Source organism: Bradyrhizobium sp. 35 (genome assembly GCF_023073215.1).
Taxonomy (GTDB): Bacteria; Pseudomonadota; Alphaproteobacteria; order Rhizobiales; family Xanthobacteraceae; genus Bradyrhizobium; species Bradyrhizobium canariense_D.
On sequence record NZ_JADPJC010000090.1, the window covers coordinates 1 to 19,829 of the forward strand.

General features: G+C 58.2%; 16 protein-coding genes and 1 pseudogene. 12 read left to right on the top strand and 5 right to left on the bottom strand.

The window, feature by feature from the left end; all coding sequences use genetic code 11:
• Positions 1-90: pseudogene (locus tag IVB36_RS19400) on the top strand (IS5/IS1182 family transposase); the annotation flags it as partial.
• Between the two features lie 253 nt (positions 91-343).
• Here the strand turns inward: IVB36_RS19400 and IVB36_RS19405 are convergent.
• The gene (locus IVB36_RS19405) at positions 344-1,216 is read right to left on the bottom strand and encodes an isocitrate lyase/phosphoenolpyruvate mutase family protein (RefSeq protein ID WP_346731053.1); all 873 of its coding nucleotides are present in this window, start codon (positions 1,214-1,216) and stop codon (positions 344-346) included.
• Positions 1,217-1,876: 660 nt separating this feature from the next.
• On the opposite strand from IVB36_RS19405, the gene IVB36_RS19410 reads away from it, so the two are divergent.
• The 7 genes from IVB36_RS19410 (at position 1,877) to IVB36_RS19440 (ending at position 9,669) form a co-directional block, all read left to right on the top strand.
• Positions 1,877-3,457, top strand: a complete 1,581-nt coding sequence (locus IVB36_RS19410; protein WP_247392758.1) for an ABC transporter substrate-binding protein — start codon at positions 1,877-1,879, stop codon at positions 3,455-3,457.
• A 128-nt stretch (positions 3,458-3,585) separates the two neighbouring features.
• Positions 3,586-4,572, top strand: a complete 987-nt coding sequence (locus IVB36_RS19415; protein WP_247392759.1) for an ABC transporter ATP-binding protein — start codon at positions 3,586-3,588, stop codon at positions 4,570-4,572.
• Positions 4,569-5,567: an oligopeptide/dipeptide ABC transporter ATP-binding protein gene (locus tag IVB36_RS19420; protein WP_276576957.1), complete on the top strand. Its 999-nt coding sequence runs from the start codon at positions 4,569-4,571 to the stop codon at positions 5,565-5,567. The genes IVB36_RS19415 and IVB36_RS19420 overlap by 4 nt, the downstream gene beginning before the upstream one ends.
• Positions 5,567-6,502: an ABC transporter permease gene (locus IVB36_RS19425; protein WP_247392760.1), complete on the top strand. Its 936-nt coding sequence runs from the start codon at positions 5,567-5,569 to the stop codon at positions 6,500-6,502. Before IVB36_RS19420 ends, IVB36_RS19425 begins: the two co-directional genes overlap by 1 nt.
• A 24-nt stretch (positions 6,503-6,526) precedes the next feature.
• On the top strand, positions 6,527-7,384 hold the full coding sequence (locus tag IVB36_RS19430; protein ID WP_247392791.1) for an ABC transporter permease: 858 nt from the start codon (positions 6,527-6,529) through the stop codon (positions 7,382-7,384).
• Positions 7,381-8,886: a nucleotide pyrophosphatase/phosphodiesterase family protein gene (locus IVB36_RS19435; RefSeq protein WP_247392761.1), complete on the top strand. Its 1,506-nt coding sequence runs from the start codon at positions 7,381-7,383 to the stop codon at positions 8,884-8,886. Before IVB36_RS19430 ends, IVB36_RS19435 begins: the two co-directional genes overlap by 4 nt.
• A gap of 585 nt (positions 8,887-9,471) precedes the next feature.
• Positions 9,472-9,669, top strand: coding sequence for a hypothetical protein (locus IVB36_RS19440; protein ID WP_247392762.1), 198 nt, complete (start codon positions 9,472-9,474; stop codon positions 9,667-9,669).
• Positions 9,670-9,734: 65 nt separating this feature from the next.
• Here IVB36_RS19440 and IVB36_RS19445 read toward each other — a convergent pair whose 3' ends face one another.
• Positions 9,735-10,451: a hypothetical protein gene (locus IVB36_RS19445; RefSeq protein WP_247392763.1), complete on the bottom strand. Its 717-nt coding sequence runs from the start codon at positions 10,449-10,451 to the stop codon at positions 9,735-9,737.
• 320 nt (positions 10,452-10,771) lie between these two features.
• On the opposite strand from IVB36_RS19445, the gene IVB36_RS19450 reads away from it, so the two are divergent.
• The 3 genes from IVB36_RS19450 to IVB36_RS19460 are packed head-to-tail and all read left to right on the top strand — an operon-like array spanning position 10,772 to position 13,502.
• A complete protein-coding gene (locus IVB36_RS19450) occupies positions 10,772-11,137 on the top strand; it encodes a hypothetical protein (protein WP_247392764.1) in 366 nt (121 codons plus the stop codon).
• A gap of 41 nt (positions 11,138-11,178) precedes the next feature.
• Positions 11,179-12,702, top strand: a complete 1,524-nt coding sequence (locus tag IVB36_RS19455; protein ID WP_247392765.1) for an AAA family ATPase — start codon at positions 11,179-11,181, stop codon at positions 12,700-12,702.
• A complete protein-coding gene (locus IVB36_RS19460) occupies positions 12,699-13,502 on the top strand; it encodes a hypothetical protein (RefSeq protein WP_247392766.1) in 804 nt (267 codons plus the stop codon). Before IVB36_RS19455 ends, IVB36_RS19460 begins: the two co-directional genes overlap by 4 nt.
• A gap of 94 nt (positions 13,503-13,596) precedes the next feature.
• On the opposite strand, the gene IVB36_RS19465 is transcribed toward IVB36_RS19460, so the two are convergent.
• Genes IVB36_RS19465 through IVB36_RS19475 form a run of 3 tightly spaced genes read right to left on the bottom strand, consistent with a single transcriptional unit; the run spans position 13,597 to position 18,294 of the window.
• Positions 13,597-15,264, bottom strand: coding sequence for an MBL fold metallo-hydrolase (locus tag IVB36_RS19465; protein WP_247392767.1), 1,668 nt, complete (start codon positions 15,262-15,264; stop codon positions 13,597-13,599).
• A gap of 4 nt (positions 15,265-15,268) precedes the next feature.
• The gene (locus IVB36_RS19470) at positions 15,269-17,137 is read right to left on the bottom strand and encodes a hypothetical protein (protein WP_247392768.1); all 1,869 of its coding nucleotides are present in this window, start codon (positions 17,135-17,137) and stop codon (positions 15,269-15,271) included.
• Between the two features lie 2 nt (positions 17,138-17,139).
• Positions 17,140-18,294: a patatin-like phospholipase family protein gene (locus tag IVB36_RS19475; RefSeq protein WP_247392769.1), complete on the bottom strand. Its 1,155-nt coding sequence runs from the start codon at positions 18,292-18,294 to the stop codon at positions 17,140-17,142.
• A gap of 307 nt (positions 18,295-18,601) precedes the next feature.
• Between IVB36_RS19475 and IVB36_RS19480 the strand changes: the two genes are divergently transcribed.
• Complete coding sequence (locus IVB36_RS19480) at positions 18,602-19,672, top strand: DnaD domain protein (protein ID WP_247392770.1); 1,071 nt, start codon at positions 18,602-18,604, stop codon at positions 19,670-19,672.
• Positions 19,673-19,829 lie beyond the last annotated feature (157 nt).

Below are 19,829 nucleotides of genomic sequence, written 5' to 3' on the forward strand. Positions count from 1 at the left end.
AGGCGTGTTGCTACTCGCTACGACAAACTTGCCAGAAACTTCTTGGCCGCCGTCCACCTCGCCGCTCTCGTCGCTTATTGGATCAATTGAGTCTGAACCCTAGATACCAACTGCAGGTCGCGCGCGAAAGCGATTTCGCTCGGACGCGGTGCAATCCGTGCGAACGAGCTCACTTCTAGGTGCGCACATTGGTTTCCAAAGGCGCGACGAAATCGTGCCGTTAAATCGGCTGGCGTGATCGCTCTTTGCGCGGTAGGAGAGGGGCGTTTACAGCAATTATCGAACAGCAAAGACTGCGCCCGAGCAGAGCTCAGACGCAATGACGCCGTCTTGGACAAGAGATCTAGCGAAGGAAGCGAGCTTCGGCCGCCTTGACGCTATCCACGTTCTGGAGGTCGAAAATCTCTTCGACCGGCAGAATATCCTTGTGGACGTTCTGGACGCCGCCATCGGCAATGATTCGGCGGAAGGTCTCTCTCATCGCAGTTGCAGCAGCGCGGATACCGTAATTGCCGTAGATCATTACGCGGATATTCCCGAGTGCTTTGACCCGCTCGGCGTCGAGATCCGGGTACGCGTTCGGCACGATCGCTAGCGGCACCGATCCGCCCCAGGCGCGCGAAAAGCTCTCGATCTCTGATGCATCCTTCTTTTTCGAATGGATCAGCACCATTTCGGCGCCGGCCTCTACGTAAGCTTTTGCTCGGTGCAGAGCTTCCGTTTCGCCGAGACCCGCAATCAGGGCTTCGGTGCGGGCGATAACGAGAAAATTTGGGTCCCGTCTTGTCGCAACAGCGGCCTCGATCTTGCCCTGGAACTCCTCCACGCGAAGCAGTTCCTGGCGTCCGCCAGCCATAAGGCTCGTCACTTTCGGAAATGTTTTGTCTTCGATCACCACAGCGCTGGCGCCAGCTCGCTCGTATTCGTGAACGGCGTGGATCACGTTGATTGCATTGCCATAACCGGTGTCAATGTCAGCGATGATCGGCAGCGTCGTGCGTCCAGCGATCGAGCGCAGCATGTCGAGATGCTGGGTCATCGAGATCAGGCTCATATCGGGCAGACCGTAAAGCGCGGAGAGTTCGAAGCCCGATGCCCATAAAGCATCGAACCCGGCCTCTTCGGCCAGCAGAGCCGAAAGAGGGCTATGGGCGGCCATGACATGGATGAGACCGGTCTCGTCCAGGCGAGTACGAAGGCGTTTGACGGAGGACATCGGAAAATCCTTCTTTCGCGGACTCGGCTCGCCGTCACTGAGCGAGGTCACCTCGGCACCCCGATCGCGCAATTGGGCCGCGCCCGCGGTCATGATCTTGGCTTTTTGAGGGACGGACGACCTGAGTCGGTCTAAAACGAGAGACAAGAGTCGGCACCTGAGTGAAAAGCGGAAATCTTGCCGGTTTCTAATTGCTCTTAAACGAGCCAACCAATGGTGTGATCGCATTCTTGCAATCTAATGATCGAACATCTCGATGATGGCGTCGTCTCGTTGCACCTCAGAGCTGGTCAAGAAGCTAGGGGGGACATCGTTTCCGCGCGACACTTGATCACTCGAGACCATGTTGGTTGCGCTAACCGTGAGAGCGCTGATGACGCTTTAGTTGGGCAGCGTCCTCAGCCCAACGGGGAGCGAGCCAGTTCCGAGGAGGCACCTTCTCTGCCCGGAAGCCTCATGTCATCTCATCTGCGCACGTGAACATCGACTTACTCGATGAATGTCATCGCAGCGTAGCATTTCGCGGCTCTAACGTCGGACACGTTTGGCAGGCACGAGATCCAGCGATCTTGGTTTTCGGCTTCTGCGAGGATCTGCTGATCACCGCAAGGTCAAGGCTATGCGTTCCGTACTGATTGAAGCGAATTCCGGGAGACGGTGATGACCCGCAGCCATCTGACACGGCGAGAGGCTTTGACTGGTGCGGTCGCAGCAGGCTTGTTGCCGACAGCGCGCGCCGTCTGGGCTGAGAGCGACGGCAAGAAACCAGCCCGGCGGCGATTAAGAGTTGGCATGTCGGGCTTTCCCCGCACGTTTGACCCAGTCATCGCAACCGACACCGCCATTCGGCGGATCATGCCACAGCTGTTTGAGAGCCTCATTGGCTTTGACCACGCCAATGGGATGGCGCTGCGGCCGGCATTGGCCGAACGTTGGGAGCGAGTTGATGCGCAGTCGCTGCGGCTGTTCCTGCGCAAAGGCGTGGCGTTCCACGACGGAAGCCCGCTGACTGCCGAAGATGTCGCCTTTAGCCTCGGGCCCGACCACCTCTTAGGACCGGGCCGCAGCGGAATGTCCGATGCGCTGCAGTCGCTGGACCGGATCGACAAAGTGGATGTCGTCGATCCCTATACGGTCATTGTCCACGCCAAAGGGAACGACGCACTGCTTGAGCAGCGTCTGGCTTCCTGGGGGGCGGAGATCGTCTGTAAGCACGCGTTCACCGCCGCGGGCTCGTGGGAGCGCTGGACGGCAGCTCCTGTAGGGAGCGGCCCGTACAAGCTCGTCAATCACAAGCTCGACATCCATGTCACGTTGACTGCGCACGATGCATATTGGGGCGGACGGCCACCATTTGAGGGCGTCGAATATCGCATTATTCCCGAGCTTTCCGCGCGCGTGAACGGCCTTCTTGCCAACGAGCTCGACCTCATCACTGACATCCCACCGGATCAATTCGAGCGTATCGAGAAGCGCGCCGATCTCCAGATCTCGGGCGGGCCAGTACAGAATATCCGCTCGCTCGTGCTCGACCAGAACGATCCAGTGCTGAAAGATGTGCGGATCCGCCGTGCGATGAGCCTTGCGCTCGATCGCAAGCTCTTGATCGAGAGCCTGTGGGCGAACCGTCTGCCGATTCCGAATGGCTATCAACTCGCGAGTTATGGCCAGGGCTACATCGAGGATTTCCCCGCGCTGCTTTATGATCCTGATAAGGCCAAGGAGCTGGTCGCTGCGGCGGGCTACAAAGGAGAGCCGATCATTTATCGGCTCCTCAACAACTACTACCCCAATCAGATCTCTGGCGCGCAAACCATGATCGAGATGTGGCGTGCAGTCGGCCTGAACGTCAAAATCGAGATGATGGAAAACTTTGCCCAAGTTCAGCGCCAGCCGGTGCGGGCGATCTTCGACACCTCCAACACGGCGTTGTTTCTGGATCATCTCGGCCATCCCTGGCGTGAATACGGCCCCAGCGGCGCCCTGCCGAAGTCGGTTGGGGTCTGGAAGAACGAGGAGTATTTCGCCTTGGGCGCGCAGCTCCAGGAGACCGCTGAGCCCGAGCAGCGCCGTCCAATCGTCCGCCGCATGCTCGAGATTATCAATGACGTCGATCCGCCCTGTGTGATTTTGCATGTGTCCGGCCAGTTCTATGGCAAGCGGCGCGACGTACCCTGGTTGCCGGGGCTGACGCTCGATCTCAATTTCGGCCCATTCAACAGCGCCTTGATCCGGACCTGATTCAGGATGAATGACGCGTTCCTCCGCTTGCGCGCAGCTCCACCACGTGGGCTGCCCGGCTCCCGCAATCCCTACGACGCCGCCCGCCAGGAGCAGCCGCGTCGACGCTGGCAGGACAGGGAGATGAGATGACACCACTTCTTGAGATTACGGGGCTGCAGGTCGCTTTCGACCAGGTGCCGGTGCTGCGTGGAATAAATCTCAGCCTCCGCCGTGGCGAAGCGCTCGGCATGGTCGGCGAAAGTGGTTGCGGAAAGTCGGTGACTTGGCTTGCGGCGCTTGGTCTCTTGGGGTCGCGCGCCCGGACGGCAGGCAGCGTACGCTTTGCTGGCCAAGAGCTTCTCCATGCTCCCACCCGTCATCTGGAACAGGTGCGTGGTCGCCGAATTGCAATGATCTTTCAGGATCCGACCAGCGCGCTCAATCCCGTGCGTAGCGTGGGCGATCAAATCGGCGAAGCTCTGCAGCTCCATCGTGGAATGGACAGGCGCAGCGCGCTCAACGAAGCGCGTCGTCTGCTGGATCAGGTCGGCATTCCCGATGCGACGCGACGGCTTGGCGCCTATCCGCACGAGTTTTCCGGTGGGCAGAATCAGCGGGTCATGATTGCCATGGCGCTTGCGGGACAGCCCGACATCCTCATCGCCGATGAACCCACCACCGCTTTGGACGTCACTATTCAGGCGCAGATCCTTGAGCTTCTGCAAGAGATTCAACGCGAAAGAGGCATGGCGCTGGTTCTGATCTCACATGATCTGGGCGTTGTCGCCGAGATCTGCGAGCGCGTGCTGGTGCTTTACGCTGGGCACATCATTGAAGAAGCACCCGCCGTGCGTCTGCTCGACCATCCCACTCATCCATATACACGCGGGCTTGTTGGGGCCCTCCCGAATCTAGACGGGCCTCGGCAGCGCCTCGCCGCCATTCCCGGTGTCGTTCCGAGCCCGGCGGACCTTCCGCCAGGATGTCCCTTCGCGCCACGCTGCGACCTGCGCACGGACCGATGTGGCGAATGCACTGTCGAATTGACTTCTGTGGACGATAATGTCGACCACAGAATTGCCTGCCTGCATGTCACCGGCCAGCGGTGCCACGACGAGACCGTCGCCGCATGACGATGACGGTCGCACCGCTTCTCCAAGCCCATGGGCTTGTCCGGCGATATTCCTTGCGCCAGGGCCTGTTTCGGGGTCACTCGACGGTCCACGCCGTCAATGGACTGTCGCTGTCTCTGGCCAGCGGCGAGACGCTCGGGCTTGTTGGCGAATCGGGCTGCGGAAAATCCACCGCGGGCCGGCTTCTCATTGGCCTGGAACGACCGGATGCGGGCACCGTCAGCTTCGGCGGAGAAGAGTTGCCGCCGATGGGCGATATCCGTTGGCGGCATCTCAGGATGCGAATCCAAATGGTATTTCAGGACCCGCTGGGGGCGCTCGATCGCCGGCTGACGATAAGGGCGCAAATCGCAGAACCGCTCAAAATTCATCGGATCGGCAGCAAGTCCGAAAGAGCGGACCTGATCAATAGGCTCCTCGCTGACGTTGGCCTCAGAACCGATCACGGGGCGCGCTATCCTCATGAACTCTCAGGTGGCCAACGCCAGCGTGCGGTGTTGGCACGAGCACTCGCGACCGATCCGGACCTCATCGTGTGCGACGAGCCGGTGTCCGCGCTCGACGTCTCGATCCAGGCTCAAGTCGTCAATCTTCTGCGTGACCTGCAGGAGCGGCGGCGCATGGCGATGATCTTCATCAGCCATGACCTGCGCGTCGTTCGGCAGATCAGTGATCGCATCGCCGTGATGTATCTCGGCTCGATCGTCGAAGAAGGCTCGCCCGATGCAGTTCTGCGCGCCCCCTTGCATCCGTATTCAAAAGCGCTGGTTTCTGCCGTACCCAGGCCTGGACGGCGTAGCGAGCGGACGATCCTGCAAGGTGATCCGCCCAATCCATCGGCGCGGCCGGCCGGCTGCGCCTTCCATCCACGTTGTCCGGCAGCTCTTCCGGCCTGCGCACGGATTGTGCCCGAGCTCACATCCGTAGGCGCAGGACGCAGGGTCGCTTGCCATTTGATCAACAGGGATGGTCTTCAACTTGGGAGCGTCGCCTGATGACCCGCTTCATCGTGGTTCGGGTGGCTCGCGCCGTGCTCACCATAGCGATGGTAGTCACATTCGCCTTCGTGGTTCTGCGAGCCTCTGGCGATCCCGCTCGCGCGATGCTGTCGCCTGAAACGTCGGCCGATGCGGTCGAGGCCTTTCGCAAGGCTTGGGGGCTCGATGCACCACTCTGGGTCCAATACGTAAAATATCTTCTTGCGGTCGTCCGCGGAGATCTCGGCCAATCCATGCGGGACGGGCGTACTGCCGCCACGGTCGTTGCCGAACGCATCCCGGTCACGCTGATGCTCACTGCTCCGGCACTCGCCCTCAATCTTCTCCTAGGCATTCCGGCCGGCATCTATGCAGCCCTCAAGCGCGACAGTTTCACTGACCGTCTGGTGATGATGGTGACGGTAGCGGGCTTCACCGTGCCTTCATTCGTGCTCGGGCTCGTACTCGTGCTCGCCTTTGCGGTCGAGCTTCCCTGGTTTCCTTCAGGGGGCGCCGGCAGCGTGCGCCATATGGTCCTGCCGGTGGTCACGCTTGGCCTTGGCGGCGCGGCCGTTCTGGCTCGTTTCACCCGCAGCGCCATGCTCGAGGTGCTCGGGCAAGCCTATATCCGCACGGCGAGTGCCAAGGGTGTGCCATGGCGCAGAGTCGTGACGGGCCATGCCCTGCCCAATGCCGCCATACCAGTGTTGACCATCGTGGGTTTGATGGTAGGCAACTTAATCGCGGGGACGGTGCTCGTCGAAAGCGTCTTTTCCTGGCCGGGAATCGGCAGTCTGCTCGTCGTCTCCGTCGTAAGTCGCGATCTGGCTGTGGTCCAATGCATCTTGCTGCTGGTGGCAGCCGCCATGATCGCGACGAACCTCGCAGTCGATCTCCTTTACGGTATGTTCGATCCGCGTCTGCGCGATACGCGCTCTGCAGGAGGAGCGTAGATGGCGGAAATGTCTGCCGGACAGATGTCGTTTGCTCACGTTAAGAAGAAGAGAGTACTTCGTTGGCGCAATGTTGCTGTGCAAGGCGCCGTCGCTTGGCTCGCGCTCATGCTCGTCATCGCGATCCTGGCAGATCGTCTCGCTCCCTATGATTATGCCGCACTTGATCTTCGGCATCGTCTCGCCGCGCCTATTGGCTTCGGGGGGCACGTATCGCATCTGTTCGGCACCGACGAGCTTGGCAGGGATCTGCTGGCGCGCTTACTTATATCGATCCGGATGAGCCTTTTCATTGCTTTTGGAGCCACGTTGATAGGCGCATGCCTGGGTACCACGCTCGGCTTTCTCGCCGCCCATTTCCGCGGCTGGGTCGAACAGGTCATCCTCGCATGTGTCGATTTCCAGGCCAGCATGCCGTTTCTCGTTCTAGCGCTCGCGGTACTTGCATTCGTGGGTAACTCTCTGCTGCTCTTCGTGGCCCTCCTTGGCCTTCATGGCTGGGAGCGCTACGCGCGCGTCACGCGCGCGCTCGCGATGAGCGCGAACACGCAAGGCTATGTGGTCGCCGTACGCCAGCTGGGCGCAGGACCTTGCCGCCTTTACCTGCGCCACATCCTACCGAACATCGCCTCAACCTTGATCGTCACCATGACTCTTGCCTTTCCGGATATTATTCTGCTCGAGAGTGGTCTGAGCTTCCTTGGTCTGGGCGTGCAGCCCCCGCTCACCTCCCTCGGCAATATGGTCGGCTATGGTCGTGACTATCTGACCCGCGCGCCCTGGATACTCGTCCCCTCTTCGCTGATCATCTCGCTCACCACACTGTCCATCTCGCTGGTGGGGGACTGGCTGCGCGACCGCATGGACAAGACATTATCGTGAAGGCCTCTGTAACTTCCCCTGCTACCCGCCGCGTCATCCTTGTCAGTTTCGATGGGCTCCGTCCCGATCTTATAAATGCTACAGCGACTCCTCATCTTCACAGGCTGCAGCGCCAGGGCGTGACCCTCGGCCGGAATGTCACCGTCTATCCGAGCGAAACGCGGGCGGCGATGCCTAGTCTTGTTACCGGCGCATCACCCGGGCGCCATGGCATGGTCGGGAACCAATACCTCGACCGCGCAGCGGTGCCGTCTCGCTACGTCGACACGGCCGATGACCAACTGGTCGAAACCCTGGATACGTTGAGCGGCGGGCGTCTCATGGGCGTGCCAACGCTCGGCGAGGTTCTTGCCGCCCACGGCAAGACGCTCGCGGTGCTCGCGTCGAATTCTGCCGGGACGACCCGCTTGTTCAACCACAAGGCGCGCACGCTCGGCCATCCCACAATCTCGGGGCACTTCGCGCGGCTCGCGACTTCCCGATCTCTTCTCGATGCGCTGAATACTCGAATCGGTCCGCCCCCGGCGCCCCCGCCTGCAGGAACGCCCGACCTCGCAGCGCAGAGCTACCTGACGGCGGCTTTGCTGGAGATGGTCTGGCCACAGCTTCGGCCGGACGTCACCATTCTCTCCTTTGGCGAACCGGACAGCTCGTCTCATTACTGCGGCACGGCAGGGGTACGGACCTTGGAAGCGCTCGCCTGGGCCGACCAGCAATTCGGTCGCGTTCTGGACTGGTGGGAGGCTGAAGGCCGGCGGCAGGACGTCCACATCATTGCCGTCTCAGATCATGGACACGTGAGCGTCCATGCGCAGGCTGACGTTCACCAAGTGCTCAGAGATGCCGGATTCCGTTGCGGCTCGGCGCCTGGGCAAGACGTAGATGCGATTCTCGTTCCCGGGCAGGTGGGGGCCATTTATCTGGCAGACCCCTCGGAGCGGAACATCCGGCGAGCCGTCGCAGCAATGACCAAGGCGCCGTGGTGCGGACCGATCTTCACCGCTGGACGAAATGACATCGACGGCATCGCGCCGGGCAGTTTTGCGCGCCAACTTGTGATGGCAGATCATGCCCGATCCAGCGACATCCTTTTCTCCTACCGCGCCGATAGTGAAGTCGATCCATTCGGCCTCATCGGCCGAACCTGGAGCAACGACGCGCCGATCGGACTGGGAGTACACGGCGGCTTGCATCCTAAAGAGATGGCGGCAGTCGGCATTCTCGCCGGGACTGCCTTCCGATCGGGCAGCCTTTCAGAAGTTCCGTCGGGAATCTGCGACATCGCGCCGACCATTCTGCATCTCCTGGGAATTGTCGCCCCTAGCCAGCTGGATGGGCGCGTCCTCAACGAGACGTTTGCGACATCGCCCCAGGCTGCACCCGCTTCGGTCGTAGAGACAGTCTATGAAGCAAGCTCCTCCACTTACCACCAAGTCTTGCGCCGCATACAATTAGGAGCCGCAGGCTATATCGAAGGCGGCTTTGCCGAGAGCGCCGCGTGAGTGTGGTGCCTCCCGGACCTTGTCGGGATTGTTTTGAGTGATTTGAAACGCAGCCTTGGGAAGCTCTACGCCAGCGAGGGACATCCTCGATACCTCCGAGCAGTTGTTGAGCGCCTTGCTGCTGCAGGCGTTCTAAGGCATCCGCTCGGAAGGCCAATTGATGGAGCAACTGGACTCCAAAAATTGTTGTTCCGCTGGTTCGTGGGGCTTTCGCCGGGCCTTCCGATGTGGGGCGGACGAGCTTCACGAAGAACCGAGAGCGGCTTAGTTTTTTCAGCAGACTGCTAGAGGGGGTGGGTGCCGATGGGTATTGCAACAAAGGAACACCGGCCTGTTCAACATCCGAGGATCCCAGGGGAATCGGGGCGGAGTTTAGTGAGCAACGTGATAAGCTCGTTAACTTCGGTGACAAGCTCTTCGTAGCTCTTCGACAGGGTCCATCGCGATTTAATGGCGTTTATCGTTCGCGTTCGGACCTTGCCTTGACTAGGTACACCTAGTCACGTTGTGATTCGTGGTACTAGAATGCTTTCTTCCGTTCTCGACGGTTGTCGCGCCCGACAACGTTGCTTGAACGACAACGGAATGCCTGAGGAACTGATGGGCGGAAGCGGGAAATTCTACATCAAGAACGGCTACGTTTATGGTCCGGCAAATAGCGGCCAGTTTTATATCCGCAATGATTATATCTACGGTCCTCGCAACAGTGGCCAGTTCTATGTCAAGGACAATTATGTTTATGACCCGCGGTGTTCGGGCCGCTGGTACATTTCCAATGGCTAGTTTTACGGGCCGCCCGAAGAAGACTACCCCCTCATGGTGTAAGCTTTTCAGGCGGCGGCGGGCTCTCAACAACGAAGCTCGATATGGGTGAGCTCGAAAGGAATCTCCGGGTCCCGGACGCTCAATTCAAAGGCGGCCTCCACACCAAGGCTGGAAATGACCAGTTTTCGTCGGAAAGGTGCTGCAGCCATTGCTTCCGTGATCTCGCAGACGAGGTTGTCGAGCCCTTGGCAGTCCACTAGGTGGCCTTCGACTTGGTGGCCTGCCACACTGCACGCGTAAGCGAACGCTGCAATCAGTGCGCTCAGAATGCGTCCCTGATCGGTATGTTCGATGGACCGGGCGGTTGCCGCGGCACTCGCGGTCATTGGAAGATAGGCGGGTGCCTGATCGGCTCCTTCGCCTTTAAACCTCTCGAGGTCATGTCCAGGCAACTCCTGCTTGAGCACCAAAGGCCGCTGCAAGCTGGCCGACTGGATCCGGAAGCTCGCATAGTCTGCAAGGGGCTTTCCGATCCTCGTTATTAGACGTGCCGAGGATAAGGTGAGCGGAGATCTACACCCCGCCTCGATCCAACTGGAGATCGTCTCCTGGTCGACGTCGAACACTGTTTCCATCCAAGGAAAAGTTTCGCCAGCGGCTGTCAGGGCCAGAGCCTGAATGTGCTGCAGCACCGCACCCGACGGGTCGCTCGCCACCCAGCGCTGGATTAGTCGCTCAAGGTGGTCAGGCAGCTCTACGCTTGGTCCCACGAAGTCCCGGATGCGCCGACGGTCACCCATTCACGATTTCCCACGATGGCGTAAATTTCATTGATCTATGGCATTGGAATGGTGGCAGAAAAAGTGTAAATATTCAACTGATTTGCTGGCGTAGTCAATGTCATCCAACAGGAGGTTCACATGGATAGGAAATTTGGTAGCCAGGGTTCCGCCAAGCTTATGGAATGTTTAATGAATTTTGTGCGAAACCATTGACGCCCCGCTTGGGTTAGGTGGATAACGACGCAGAACCGGTTTCACAAAGGCGTGAATTCATGTCAAAAAGGATTCTGGGGTAACAGCATGAAATCCACGCCAATCACCGATGAAGTAGGTCAAAAATGGCAACGAAAATTCTGGAAAGACATGGGGTCGCCAGCGCCGGACCGCGGCCCAAGAGCACGCGTTTGCGAGATCTAGATTTGACAGACGAGTCTAACGCGTTTCTCACGCATGAAATTGGACAATCCGATGGTCCTGAAACTGTCCGCGTTAGAATGACGGTCGATCTGGTCGGTCCATTGGCAGGCAAGCTTGAGCAGACGGCAAAGCAACTTGGAAAGAGCAAGACCGATGTCATACGCGACGGTCTTCAGTATGTGTTTCGGGCATTGAAGGCTCAGCATGATGGTTTTCTCGTAGGCGCCTGGAAAGAAGATGATGATGGTCGGATTTCTCGGTCTCGAGAATTCACCATCGGAAGCTGAGTTGATGAACGAGCACTTACTCCGCTGATATCGGAGCCTCCATGTATCTGAGGTCGCTGGCGATCGACGGCGTTCGGTCGATCGAAAGCCTACGCATGGACTTCGAGCCAGGCCAGGAGCCTGGCTGGCACGTTATCGTCGGACCGAATGGGTCAGGCAAGTCGAGCATCGTCAAGGCTTTTGCTTTGTCGATGCTCGATGAAGCCGACGTCAAGCAGTTGCCTCGAGAAATTCCGTCTTCCTTTCTGCGACACGGGCGCAAGTCAGGAAAGATTGAAGTTGTGGCGGTGAGCGCGGCTGCGAGCGTACCGAAGAGCTCGAAGTGGGAGTGGCAGTTTAAGGCAACTGGTCGCGCCTCTAACGCATCGTTGAAGCTCTCGGCAGCGACCAAGAAGCTGCCTTGGCATGACCGGCCGGTTTTCACAGCCGCCTTTGGAGCCTCCAGACGGCTAACGGGCGATCCCTCTCTGGCTAGTCTTGCGGCCTCCAGTAGACGTCTTGGTGCGCACTTGTCTGCTCTCAGCGAGGCAGCATCCCTGTCTGCCGGCCAGGAATGGCTCTACGAACTCTATTCGGAGGAGCAACGGCTGGAGCGTGGGGCGCGTACCGCGCTGAAACAGTTCCTGTCATCTGCGGCAGTTACGTCGATCCTCGACAAGATGATCCGAAATTTCGCCAAGCGCGATGCGTCCGGAAAGCCCAAGACAGATCCGCAGCCGCACCTTAACAAACTTTCAGACGCATTCCGCAAATGCCTCGACGAAGTCGTCGAGGCATATCAAATGCGGCACGGTTCGATTGTCCTGAAGGCGATCGGCATCGATGTCGGCAAGAAAGTCGAGGAGACGGAATTCGATTTCGAGCTTGATAGCCTGTCGCGCAGGATCATAAGATTTCTAAATCAGTCCCAGTTCATTTTCGATAGCGTCAAAATCACCGAGCCTACGCGAGACCGCCTTCTCGTGAGAGATTTCACAAACGCGCCGCTTGCGCTTGAAGATCTCAGCGACGGCTACCGCACGCTTATCACCCTTGTGCTCGAAATCCTGCGGCAAATGCTGCAGACGGCCGGCCCGCGCGCCTTCATGGATGGCCTTGAGAGCGACCCTAGCGCGATCGATCTTCCTGGGGTTGTCGCCATAGACGAAATAGAGGCCCACCTGCATCCCACGTGGCAAGCGCTGATTGGTCAGTGGCTACAAAAATGCTTTCCGCGTGTCCAATTCATCATAACGACTCATAGTCCGATCGTCTGCCGCGCAATGGCCGTCCAAGGTGAACTGCGTGGGAGCCTCTGGAAGCTTCCCGAGCGCAACTCGTCGCAGAGCTTCGGTCGGATCACTGGCCACGAGCTTGACCGCGTACTTTATGGTGATCTGGTGGAAGCTCTCGGGACAAACATCTTTGGTACCCATGTCGAGCAGTCTCGGGATTCGACTCGAATGCTGGATAGCCTTGCCGCGTTGAACGTGAAGGCGTTGCGGTCCAGTCTGTCCCAGGAAGAAATGCGAGCCCAAGAGGCGCTCCGAAAGAAATTTCCGGCACGTCCCACGATACTGAAATGATCACGCTCGACGATGTTCCGATCTCGCCCGGCGCCCAAACCCGATTGGCGGCTTGGCAGGCTGAAATCAACACGCTTCGCTCATACAGGGCGAGGGTGGCTGAAGCGGCTTCGAAGTTCAGCACCAGGAATAATCGAAGAAACAAGACCTTTCAGGAGGTTAGAGCCGCTTTGGAGAGGATGTGCTGCGGCGCCAAACGGTGCTGCTATTGCGAGGATTCTGCTGCCGACGAAGTCGAGCATATTGCGCCCAAGACCCTGTTTCCGGAGCGGGTATTTGATTGGACGAATTACATCTACGCCTGTGGGCCGTGCAACGGCCCCAAGAACAATCGGTACTCCTACATAACTCCACTAGGTGAGACGAAGGAGTTCGTAAGGACGCGGGGTGGGCGGCTTGTGGCGCCGCCTGGAGGGTGCGACGCGTTGATCGATCCTCGTCGAGAAGATCCGTTGAATTTCATGCAACTCGACCTCTCAGGAACTTTCTGTTTTGTACCTATTGGCACAGATCCGATCCTCGTTCGCCGCGCCGTTTGGACGATCGAGGTGCTCGATCTAAACAAGCCAACCCTGACTCGTGCGCGCTCATGCGCGTGCTTCAACTACATGAATGCGTTGCGGTTCTATGCCGGTCAAAAGCTAGCGAACGTCCCGGTCGCAGAGCTCGAGCAGACGAAGGTGATGGTCCTGTCGCAACCACACCCGACCGTTCTCTTAGAAATGCAACGATCACCCTTAGCAGACCCGCTCTTCGTCGGCATCCCTGAAGCGAGAACTTGGCGTTTCACGCCGACCTAGCGCGCGCGATAGAACCCATGTGGGAGATCCGGACTTGCCTGCGCAAGCTGGACCCTGCTCCAACATCACGGGTGGGGGCGCCCGCCCGGCTCTCTCATGTGAGTGGTACCGAATACTCCACGTACAGCGGGGCAAAGTCAGAATGGGCCGATTTGGGGCCGAAGCGGAGGCGAGAGAAGAAACTCTCCCAGTCGGCTTGGGTGAGTTCGCCTGGCTTGTCCTGACGACGGGCTCGGTCGGCCTTCAAATCATCCAGAGACTTGTCTGCACGCAAAACTCTTCCCTTTGTTCTTTCCAGAAGATGCGTCAGAAGAGAGGGGAACGGCATATTCCAGTGCTTGATTTTGCGAGCAAATTCCTCTCTCACCGGGATCATTGCCACGAGATCTGGATGAGTCATTAGCTCAAGGCCATTGGTCCGCAGTGTCGCATTGTGGCTGGCGTGGTGGCCGACTTTATATAGCACCGTCGCGGCGAGGAGCTTTTGGATATCAATTGCGGCCGGATCCTCTCTCTTGGCGCCGCTCGGCCAAACGTATTGTTGCCAAGACTCCCAGTTTCCGACCTGCGCATCTCCAGGGAAGAGCAGCACGCGACGATCAGTTTGGGCTCCAAACGCGAAAGCGAGAACTAAGCTAGTGTTGTTGGTGTCGGAATCGAGCTTTAAAGCAAGCTGTTCTGCGGCCCCGAGCCAATCGCGATCAATCCGCCGCCATTGGTCCCGCTCAGAAAAATAAGCTTCGTTCTGTTCACGTTCAACCTCGGTAAACGGACGGAAATACTGGTTATCGAACGGCATTGAAAGTTCAATGGCTCTCGCTTCATCGGCATCAAGCGAGATGGCTTCCTTCTCCAGCTGAACCGCAGCCGCCAAATATACACCAAGTCCGGCGCTCTCGTCACTCAGGTAGACCTCACCCTTTCGCGGGTTGCTGCGGAGGAGAAATTTGGTGTCCTTCGGAGGTCCGAGAACATATGCTTCGACCGGAATCCCAGCGGGGAGCGGAATCGGATCCGCGCCCGGCGTGAAGTATCTTACCCTTTTGGCAAGGCCCTTGAGCATCGCCAAAATGGCTCCGGTATCCATCCTCGATGTCGCCGCACCGGGCGACTGGCCGGTGAACGCGAGCAGCTCTCTGACTTCATCCCGTTGTCCCCCGCCTCTTGGCGCTCTTCCCGCCTCATCTTCGTCCTCCTCTGGAGCGGTCGCGGGCGGTCCGAAGTGCTTGTCGAGTGTGAGCAGGAGCTGAAGCGCCTTTTGTCTGCGCGCGCGGATCCGTGCCGCATCAGCATCCTTGTCGTTTTCTGTCCAGGCCAGCCAAAGCTCGTCGATCTCGAACTTTCGGAAGATAGTCTCTGCCTGGCAAAATCCGGACAGATGATCCCAATGTTCGTGGGTGACTACCAGGACATCGAGACGAGATCCCGTCGTTTTTGCCAAGTCGTCGGCGATCTCGTTCAGAATGTTCGCCGCGGACGGCATTCCCTGGAGCGCTCCGCAATCGACCAAGACATTTACGTCGCGCTCCGGTCCGGCAGGAACTCTGATCAGGAAGCAGTCGCCAAGGATGTTATTGTACATGCGAACAGAGATGTGGCCGGGCTTGGCTGATGGGCCTCCTGTGGTTGACCTTGCACTCTCTTCGCTGTCCACTCCGGATTGAGGAGATGGTGCGGACTGGCCGCCCTTCTTTCGCGCCGGCTTTTTGTCTGCCTTCTTCGCCGTCTTTCGGGTTGGAGCCTTCTTTCCTGCGCTCAGCATGAGGTCATCCGTTCCGATGCAGAAATGCGAACGGCTCCTCGCGTGAGTCGAGACCGAAATAAGTAGCTCCTAGCGACTCGGTCTCACGCTCAAATAGAAAACGCCTCTGCGCCTCGAGTCGTGATGCGCTCAGAATATCCTTGCTTACGATATATCGAACTTTTGCAGAGTGGAGATCGATGATCAGCGTGCATCCACCACGGAAGGTGAAATCTGCCCCGCGCGACCGGTGACCAGATGCATCAGCGCCCGATTGCTCCTGAGCATCGCTAAAGCCTCTCCGCTCCTGAACAATTTCGACCACAAGTTGTGGGAGTTCCTCGCCGTCGGGGCCGATACGTCGGGTGGTTCGCACCGACTGGACGTCAAAAGCTGGCAACCCACCCTCCTTGACTGACCGCCTGATCGTCTTGGGCGCATCGTCATCAAGCGCCAATCCCATCTTGCGAAGAGTTTCTGCCGGAAACCTGTTTCGGTCCTTCAGGCGCGCATAGAAAACTCCTGCGTTGTCAATCGCCTGCTTCCAGAGGTCCTCGCGGGTTTCCTTATAGCTCGTGTCGATGCCATCGAGCCATCCCAGAGCCATGTCCTCATTCGGCTCCCCCCATAACAAACTGTCGACTGCCAAGGATCGGCAATCACGGGGGTAGATACCCCGTCTTCTGAACGCTTCCACAAAAGCGATACGGTATCCACGATCGTCATCAGCAACCAGATCGCTGTCCGCCGTGACAATCGCCCGCAGAAAGTCGCCAAACGTGACGTCGACGGGAGGAAGATAGTCGAGTGCACGGATGCACATCCGCAGGACATGGCCTGCCGTCTTGTTTGCCTCGGAGGTTAAACGATTTAGCAGATCAGGATGAAGATCCCGGTCGGGAAAGCGTTCGCCCTCTCCGGTGACCATCCGGATCAGGTCCGCGACACGGGTTCGATAAATGGTGATGAATGCGTCGAATACCGCGGCGACCAAGATGGCCCCGCGTTCATGCGGCTCCGTCACATGCGCAATTGCCCGCGCGTCCGGGAGACCGCTCACCGGATCGATCTTGTCGATCCCGTCGCGAAGGGAGCCGTAATTACCTATTGCTTGGCCGAATTGCAGCGCAAGATTGCTCAGGAGCGATCGCTGGGAGAGATCGCCGCGTACGCGTCCGATCTGGTTCTTGACCGCCTCCGGCATGGTAAAGTGCTGCAACAGGGCTACGATATCGGCGAAAGCTTCGTGGAATGCTAGGGAGTCGGGATTGCTCGGTTCAAGATACATCCTATGCATGCCGTCCAAAATCGCATGGCTCATTTCGTGGGCGATGATGTCGTGCGACAGACAGGAGAAGATCATTCCCTCCGGCAAATTATTGCCAATCTCCTCTCCACTGGCCCTGAAATAGCCAAACAAGAGCGCGCGCTTTTGCGGACTGTAATACGCGTTGGCCTCGCGGAGCGCATGCGGATAGATGCGGAGCTTGCCAATGTAAGTTCTGCTTTTGAACGCTGCCAGATCGTCCCTTCGCGCCCATCGCCACGCCCAAAGGACTCGTCGCCCTAGGGCCCGCTCGAAGTTGCGGATTGTTGTCATTCCGATCGCATAAACCATCTGTTGATGGAACTGCGGGTTACCCTCCGATGGAGCATGCCCGTCTTGCGCCAGCAGCTGCGGTGAATTCAGATCGACCGGTTCATAAAAGGCGTCGCTCGCCGGGTCCACGTCAATCACTTCGAGGTACTCGCCGCTTGGACCAGCCCCAAGCGTCTCCCACGGTACCCTGATCACCGCCGCATTCATCGTGGCGGTCCGCAGGTCCGTTGAGGCGGAAGGATCGAACGCGTAGACACGCAACCGCCGGAACGCGGGACAGCTGGGCTTACGCACGCTCAATATCCACCAGCAAAGGGAAATTGCCTCGGAGAGGTTATGGTAACCCCCAGCTTTGTTTGCAAGGCCGCATCAATATGTGCACGCAACGCGGCGTCGAAGATCGCATAGCCCCAGTTTATTAAGCGATCCTGTAGATTCCTTGGCATCGCCTCGAGCCTGGTGGGCACCTCGGCGAGAGTGCTTGAATTGCGGGTCGAGCATCCAAGTGGGTCTTCACTGAGTTGGTAATCGGCGAATGTCGTCCGAATACCCCAATACGTTCCGGAGTGATCGTTTCGACGAAACGAATCGATCAGGTGACGCTTGCGCAAACTCCTAACCTGGTTGTCCACCGTATCAAGCACCCGCAAGGAGTGGCGTGCCCAGTCCCGATGCGGGTCTGGCTCGGGAGCGATTTTCTGTCCTGCATCGCTAACAAGCAAGGTCGTGTACCTCTTTGAAATCGTCTCCAAGCCGAGGTTGTCGTAGACTCCTCCATCACTTAGGATGGCAGTTTTGGTGTAGGGCTCGCGATGGAGATCCGCGCCAGGGGTGTTCACGACGTCCTGAGTGATGTCGAGTTCGCACGGCGACAGGATTGGAGGGAAGGCCGAAGACGCAGCGACGGCTTTCGCCAGCGAAACATTCGGACGATCTACCAATCCCACCCTGTAGTCACCCATGTAGTTACGCGAGAAGCGCCAGAGAGCCGCCGTCTGAATGTTGGTCGCGTTTATGACGAAGCGCGGGTTGCCCGCCTGGGTATCGTCGGGAAGATCTGCAAGCGTCGTCCCTTTGAACGCGACATCGTCATATGCTTTTGCGACCCGGTCGCTGATGGACCCGGGTAGCAGAATGCCGCCTATGATCGCGCCGGCGTCGATAGTCGTATCAGCCATCGCTCTGATTTGATTGACGACCATGCCAAGGTTGGTTGCAACGTCGTTTTTGAAAGTGAGTTTGCTCCAGTTCGCTCCGAGTATCCCAGCTGTGATCGAGCCACCCGACACGCTGGAGATCCTGTTGATCTTTCGCAGTAGCGCTAGCTCGTTCAGCCGGATCAGCGCGCCGGCATGGAACACCATGGCGCGGTAGCCTCCCCCGGAGAGCGCAAGCCCAATCCCGTCCTCAGGTTGGGCGAGGGGTCTGTCAATGAACTCGTCCACAGGCATGAGAAAAGCTCCAATCGATTCCGCTGAGAATGATCTTAGAGGAGCATGCATCAATCGGCATGCCGCTCAGCAATATGCTTCCGAAACTACAAAGTAGGGTTCACGAAAAGACCGGAAAAGAACCTACACGCTTTGGTAGAATTGGCAAGCCGCGAGCCGTGAGAGCTCGGACTGGTCGGCTAAGCCGCGAGGTGTGCCGCGCATCCTGCGAGTATATGCAGATCATGAGGGTTATCCACTTACTGCCCGTTGACTCTCGGTTGTGATGGACGCAACTTACCTGCTTTTTGGGTTATAGGAGGGGGCTGTGCGCTTTCAATTGCAATGTCAGAGAAGATCAGCATATCGGGCAGTTGCTTTAATCATCACGCTGGCTTCCCTTGCGGGCTGCACACGCGGCGAACTTGAACATAAGGCCGACGCCTACAATCAGGCCATTGCAGAATCGAACAATCGCCAAATCCTGCTGAATGCAGTTAGGGCGAGCCAACGCGCCCCGATGTCTTTTGTTGGATTCGGAGACGTCGCTGCAAGTCCCACGTTTTCTGGTACAGCTGGAGGAACATTCAATTTCGATCCGTTAGGGCTGACGACGTACAACATCAATCCCACCTTGAACGTAAACGGGGGGTTCACCTCCTTCACGATGAACAATCTTAACTATGCGGCCTTCGCCCAAGAACTCCAGCGCCCACTATCGCCGAGCATTGTTGAATATTTCGATCAGCTGAAGTTTCCGAAAGAACTTGTGAAGTTGATCTTCGTCCAAGAATACACGCTTGCGGTGCAGAGACGGCAGAGAATAGCGAGCGAAGCTGCCGTAAGGTGTCGAACCCGAGGAAACCAGCGTGACGCTGATATCTGCGCTGCGATGGAAAGGGATCGCGACCGATTTTATAAGGCTGGCTGCCAGGACTTCCCCGAGACGCATGGCACGATGACGGTGCTAAACGTCGGAAGAGATCTGTGTGCGATGGTCACGTTCCAGACGTTCGTCAGACAACTGCGGCTCCTCGAGGTCGAACTCCCATTCAAGCCGCGCACAAGTCAAGCAATCCTCTATTATCTTGGTGAGCTGATAGCTGCGCAGAACTATTCGACGCATCGGTTCTTGCCCGAAGTGTTGATCGAGAAGGATAGCCGCCGGTTGTCAGTTCCGCTGTTTGAGGTCGAGCGAGCTGCTGGGACCGTCGCCGGGGCGGCAGTAACCGTCTCTTATGGTGCGGAGACTTTCTTCATCCCGACGCCCGTGTTTGGCAGTAACGAAGAAGCCCGATCGCTGCAGGTGTTGGATTTGGTGTCACAGGTGATAACGGCCGCGACGTCCAAAGACGCGCTGCCGAGGACCTCAACGGTCACGTTGGTGCAGGCACGCTAGGACCAGTTGCGGAGCAGTCGAAACACTGCGTGCCTGTCGAACAGCAAAGGTTCGGGACTTTAGGTGTCTCTTGCGAGAACAAGGGCAGTCCTGGTTCAACGTGCGGCGGACCGGATGGGGTAGTTTGCGCTCGAAGGCGTTGGGTAGAGGTGTGTGG

Excerpts from the sequence above, each read along its gene's own strand:
- IVB36_RS19405 (WP_346731053.1), bottom strand. The coding sequence starts at position 1,216 with ATGTCCTCCGTCAAACGCCTTCGTACTCGCCTGGACGAGACCGGTCTC.
- IVB36_RS19410 (WP_247392758.1), top strand. The coding sequence starts at position 1,877 with ATGACCCGCAGCCATCTGACACGGCGAGAGGCTTTGACTGGTGCGGTC.
- IVB36_RS19415 (WP_247392759.1), top strand. The coding sequence starts at position 3,586 with ATGACACCACTTCTTGAGATTACGGGGCTGCAGGTCGCTTTCGACCAG.
- IVB36_RS19420 (WP_276576957.1), top strand. The coding sequence starts at position 4,569 with ATGACGATGACGGTCGCACCGCTTCTCCAAGCCCATGGGCTTGTCCGG.
- IVB36_RS19425 (WP_247392760.1), top strand. The coding sequence starts at position 5,567 with ATGACCCGCTTCATCGTGGTTCGGGTGGCTCGCGCCGTGCTCACCATA.
- IVB36_RS19430 (WP_247392791.1), top strand. The coding sequence starts at position 6,527 with ATGTCGTTTGCTCACGTTAAGAAGAAGAGAGTACTTCGTTGGCGCAAT.
- IVB36_RS19440 (WP_247392762.1), top strand. The coding sequence starts at position 9,472 with ATGCCTGAGGAACTGATGGGCGGAAGCGGGAAATTCTACATCAAGAAC.
- IVB36_RS19445 (WP_247392763.1), bottom strand. The coding sequence starts at position 10,451 with ATGGGTGACCGTCGGCGCATCCGGGACTTCGTGGGACCAAGCGTAGAG.
- IVB36_RS19450 (WP_247392764.1), top strand. The coding sequence starts at position 10,772 with ATGGCAACGAAAATTCTGGAAAGACATGGGGTCGCCAGCGCCGGACCG.
- IVB36_RS19455 (WP_247392765.1), top strand. The coding sequence starts at position 11,179 with ATGTATCTGAGGTCGCTGGCGATCGACGGCGTTCGGTCGATCGAAAGC.
- IVB36_RS19460 (WP_247392766.1), top strand. The coding sequence starts at position 12,699 with ATGATCACGCTCGACGATGTTCCGATCTCGCCCGGCGCCCAAACCCGA.
- IVB36_RS19465 (WP_247392767.1), bottom strand. The coding sequence starts at position 15,264 with ATGCTGAGCGCAGGAAAGAAGGCTCCAACCCGAAAGACGGCGAAGAAG.
- IVB36_RS19475 (WP_247392769.1), bottom strand. The coding sequence starts at position 18,294 with ATGCCTGTGGACGAGTTCATTGACAGACCCCTCGCCCAACCTGAGGAC.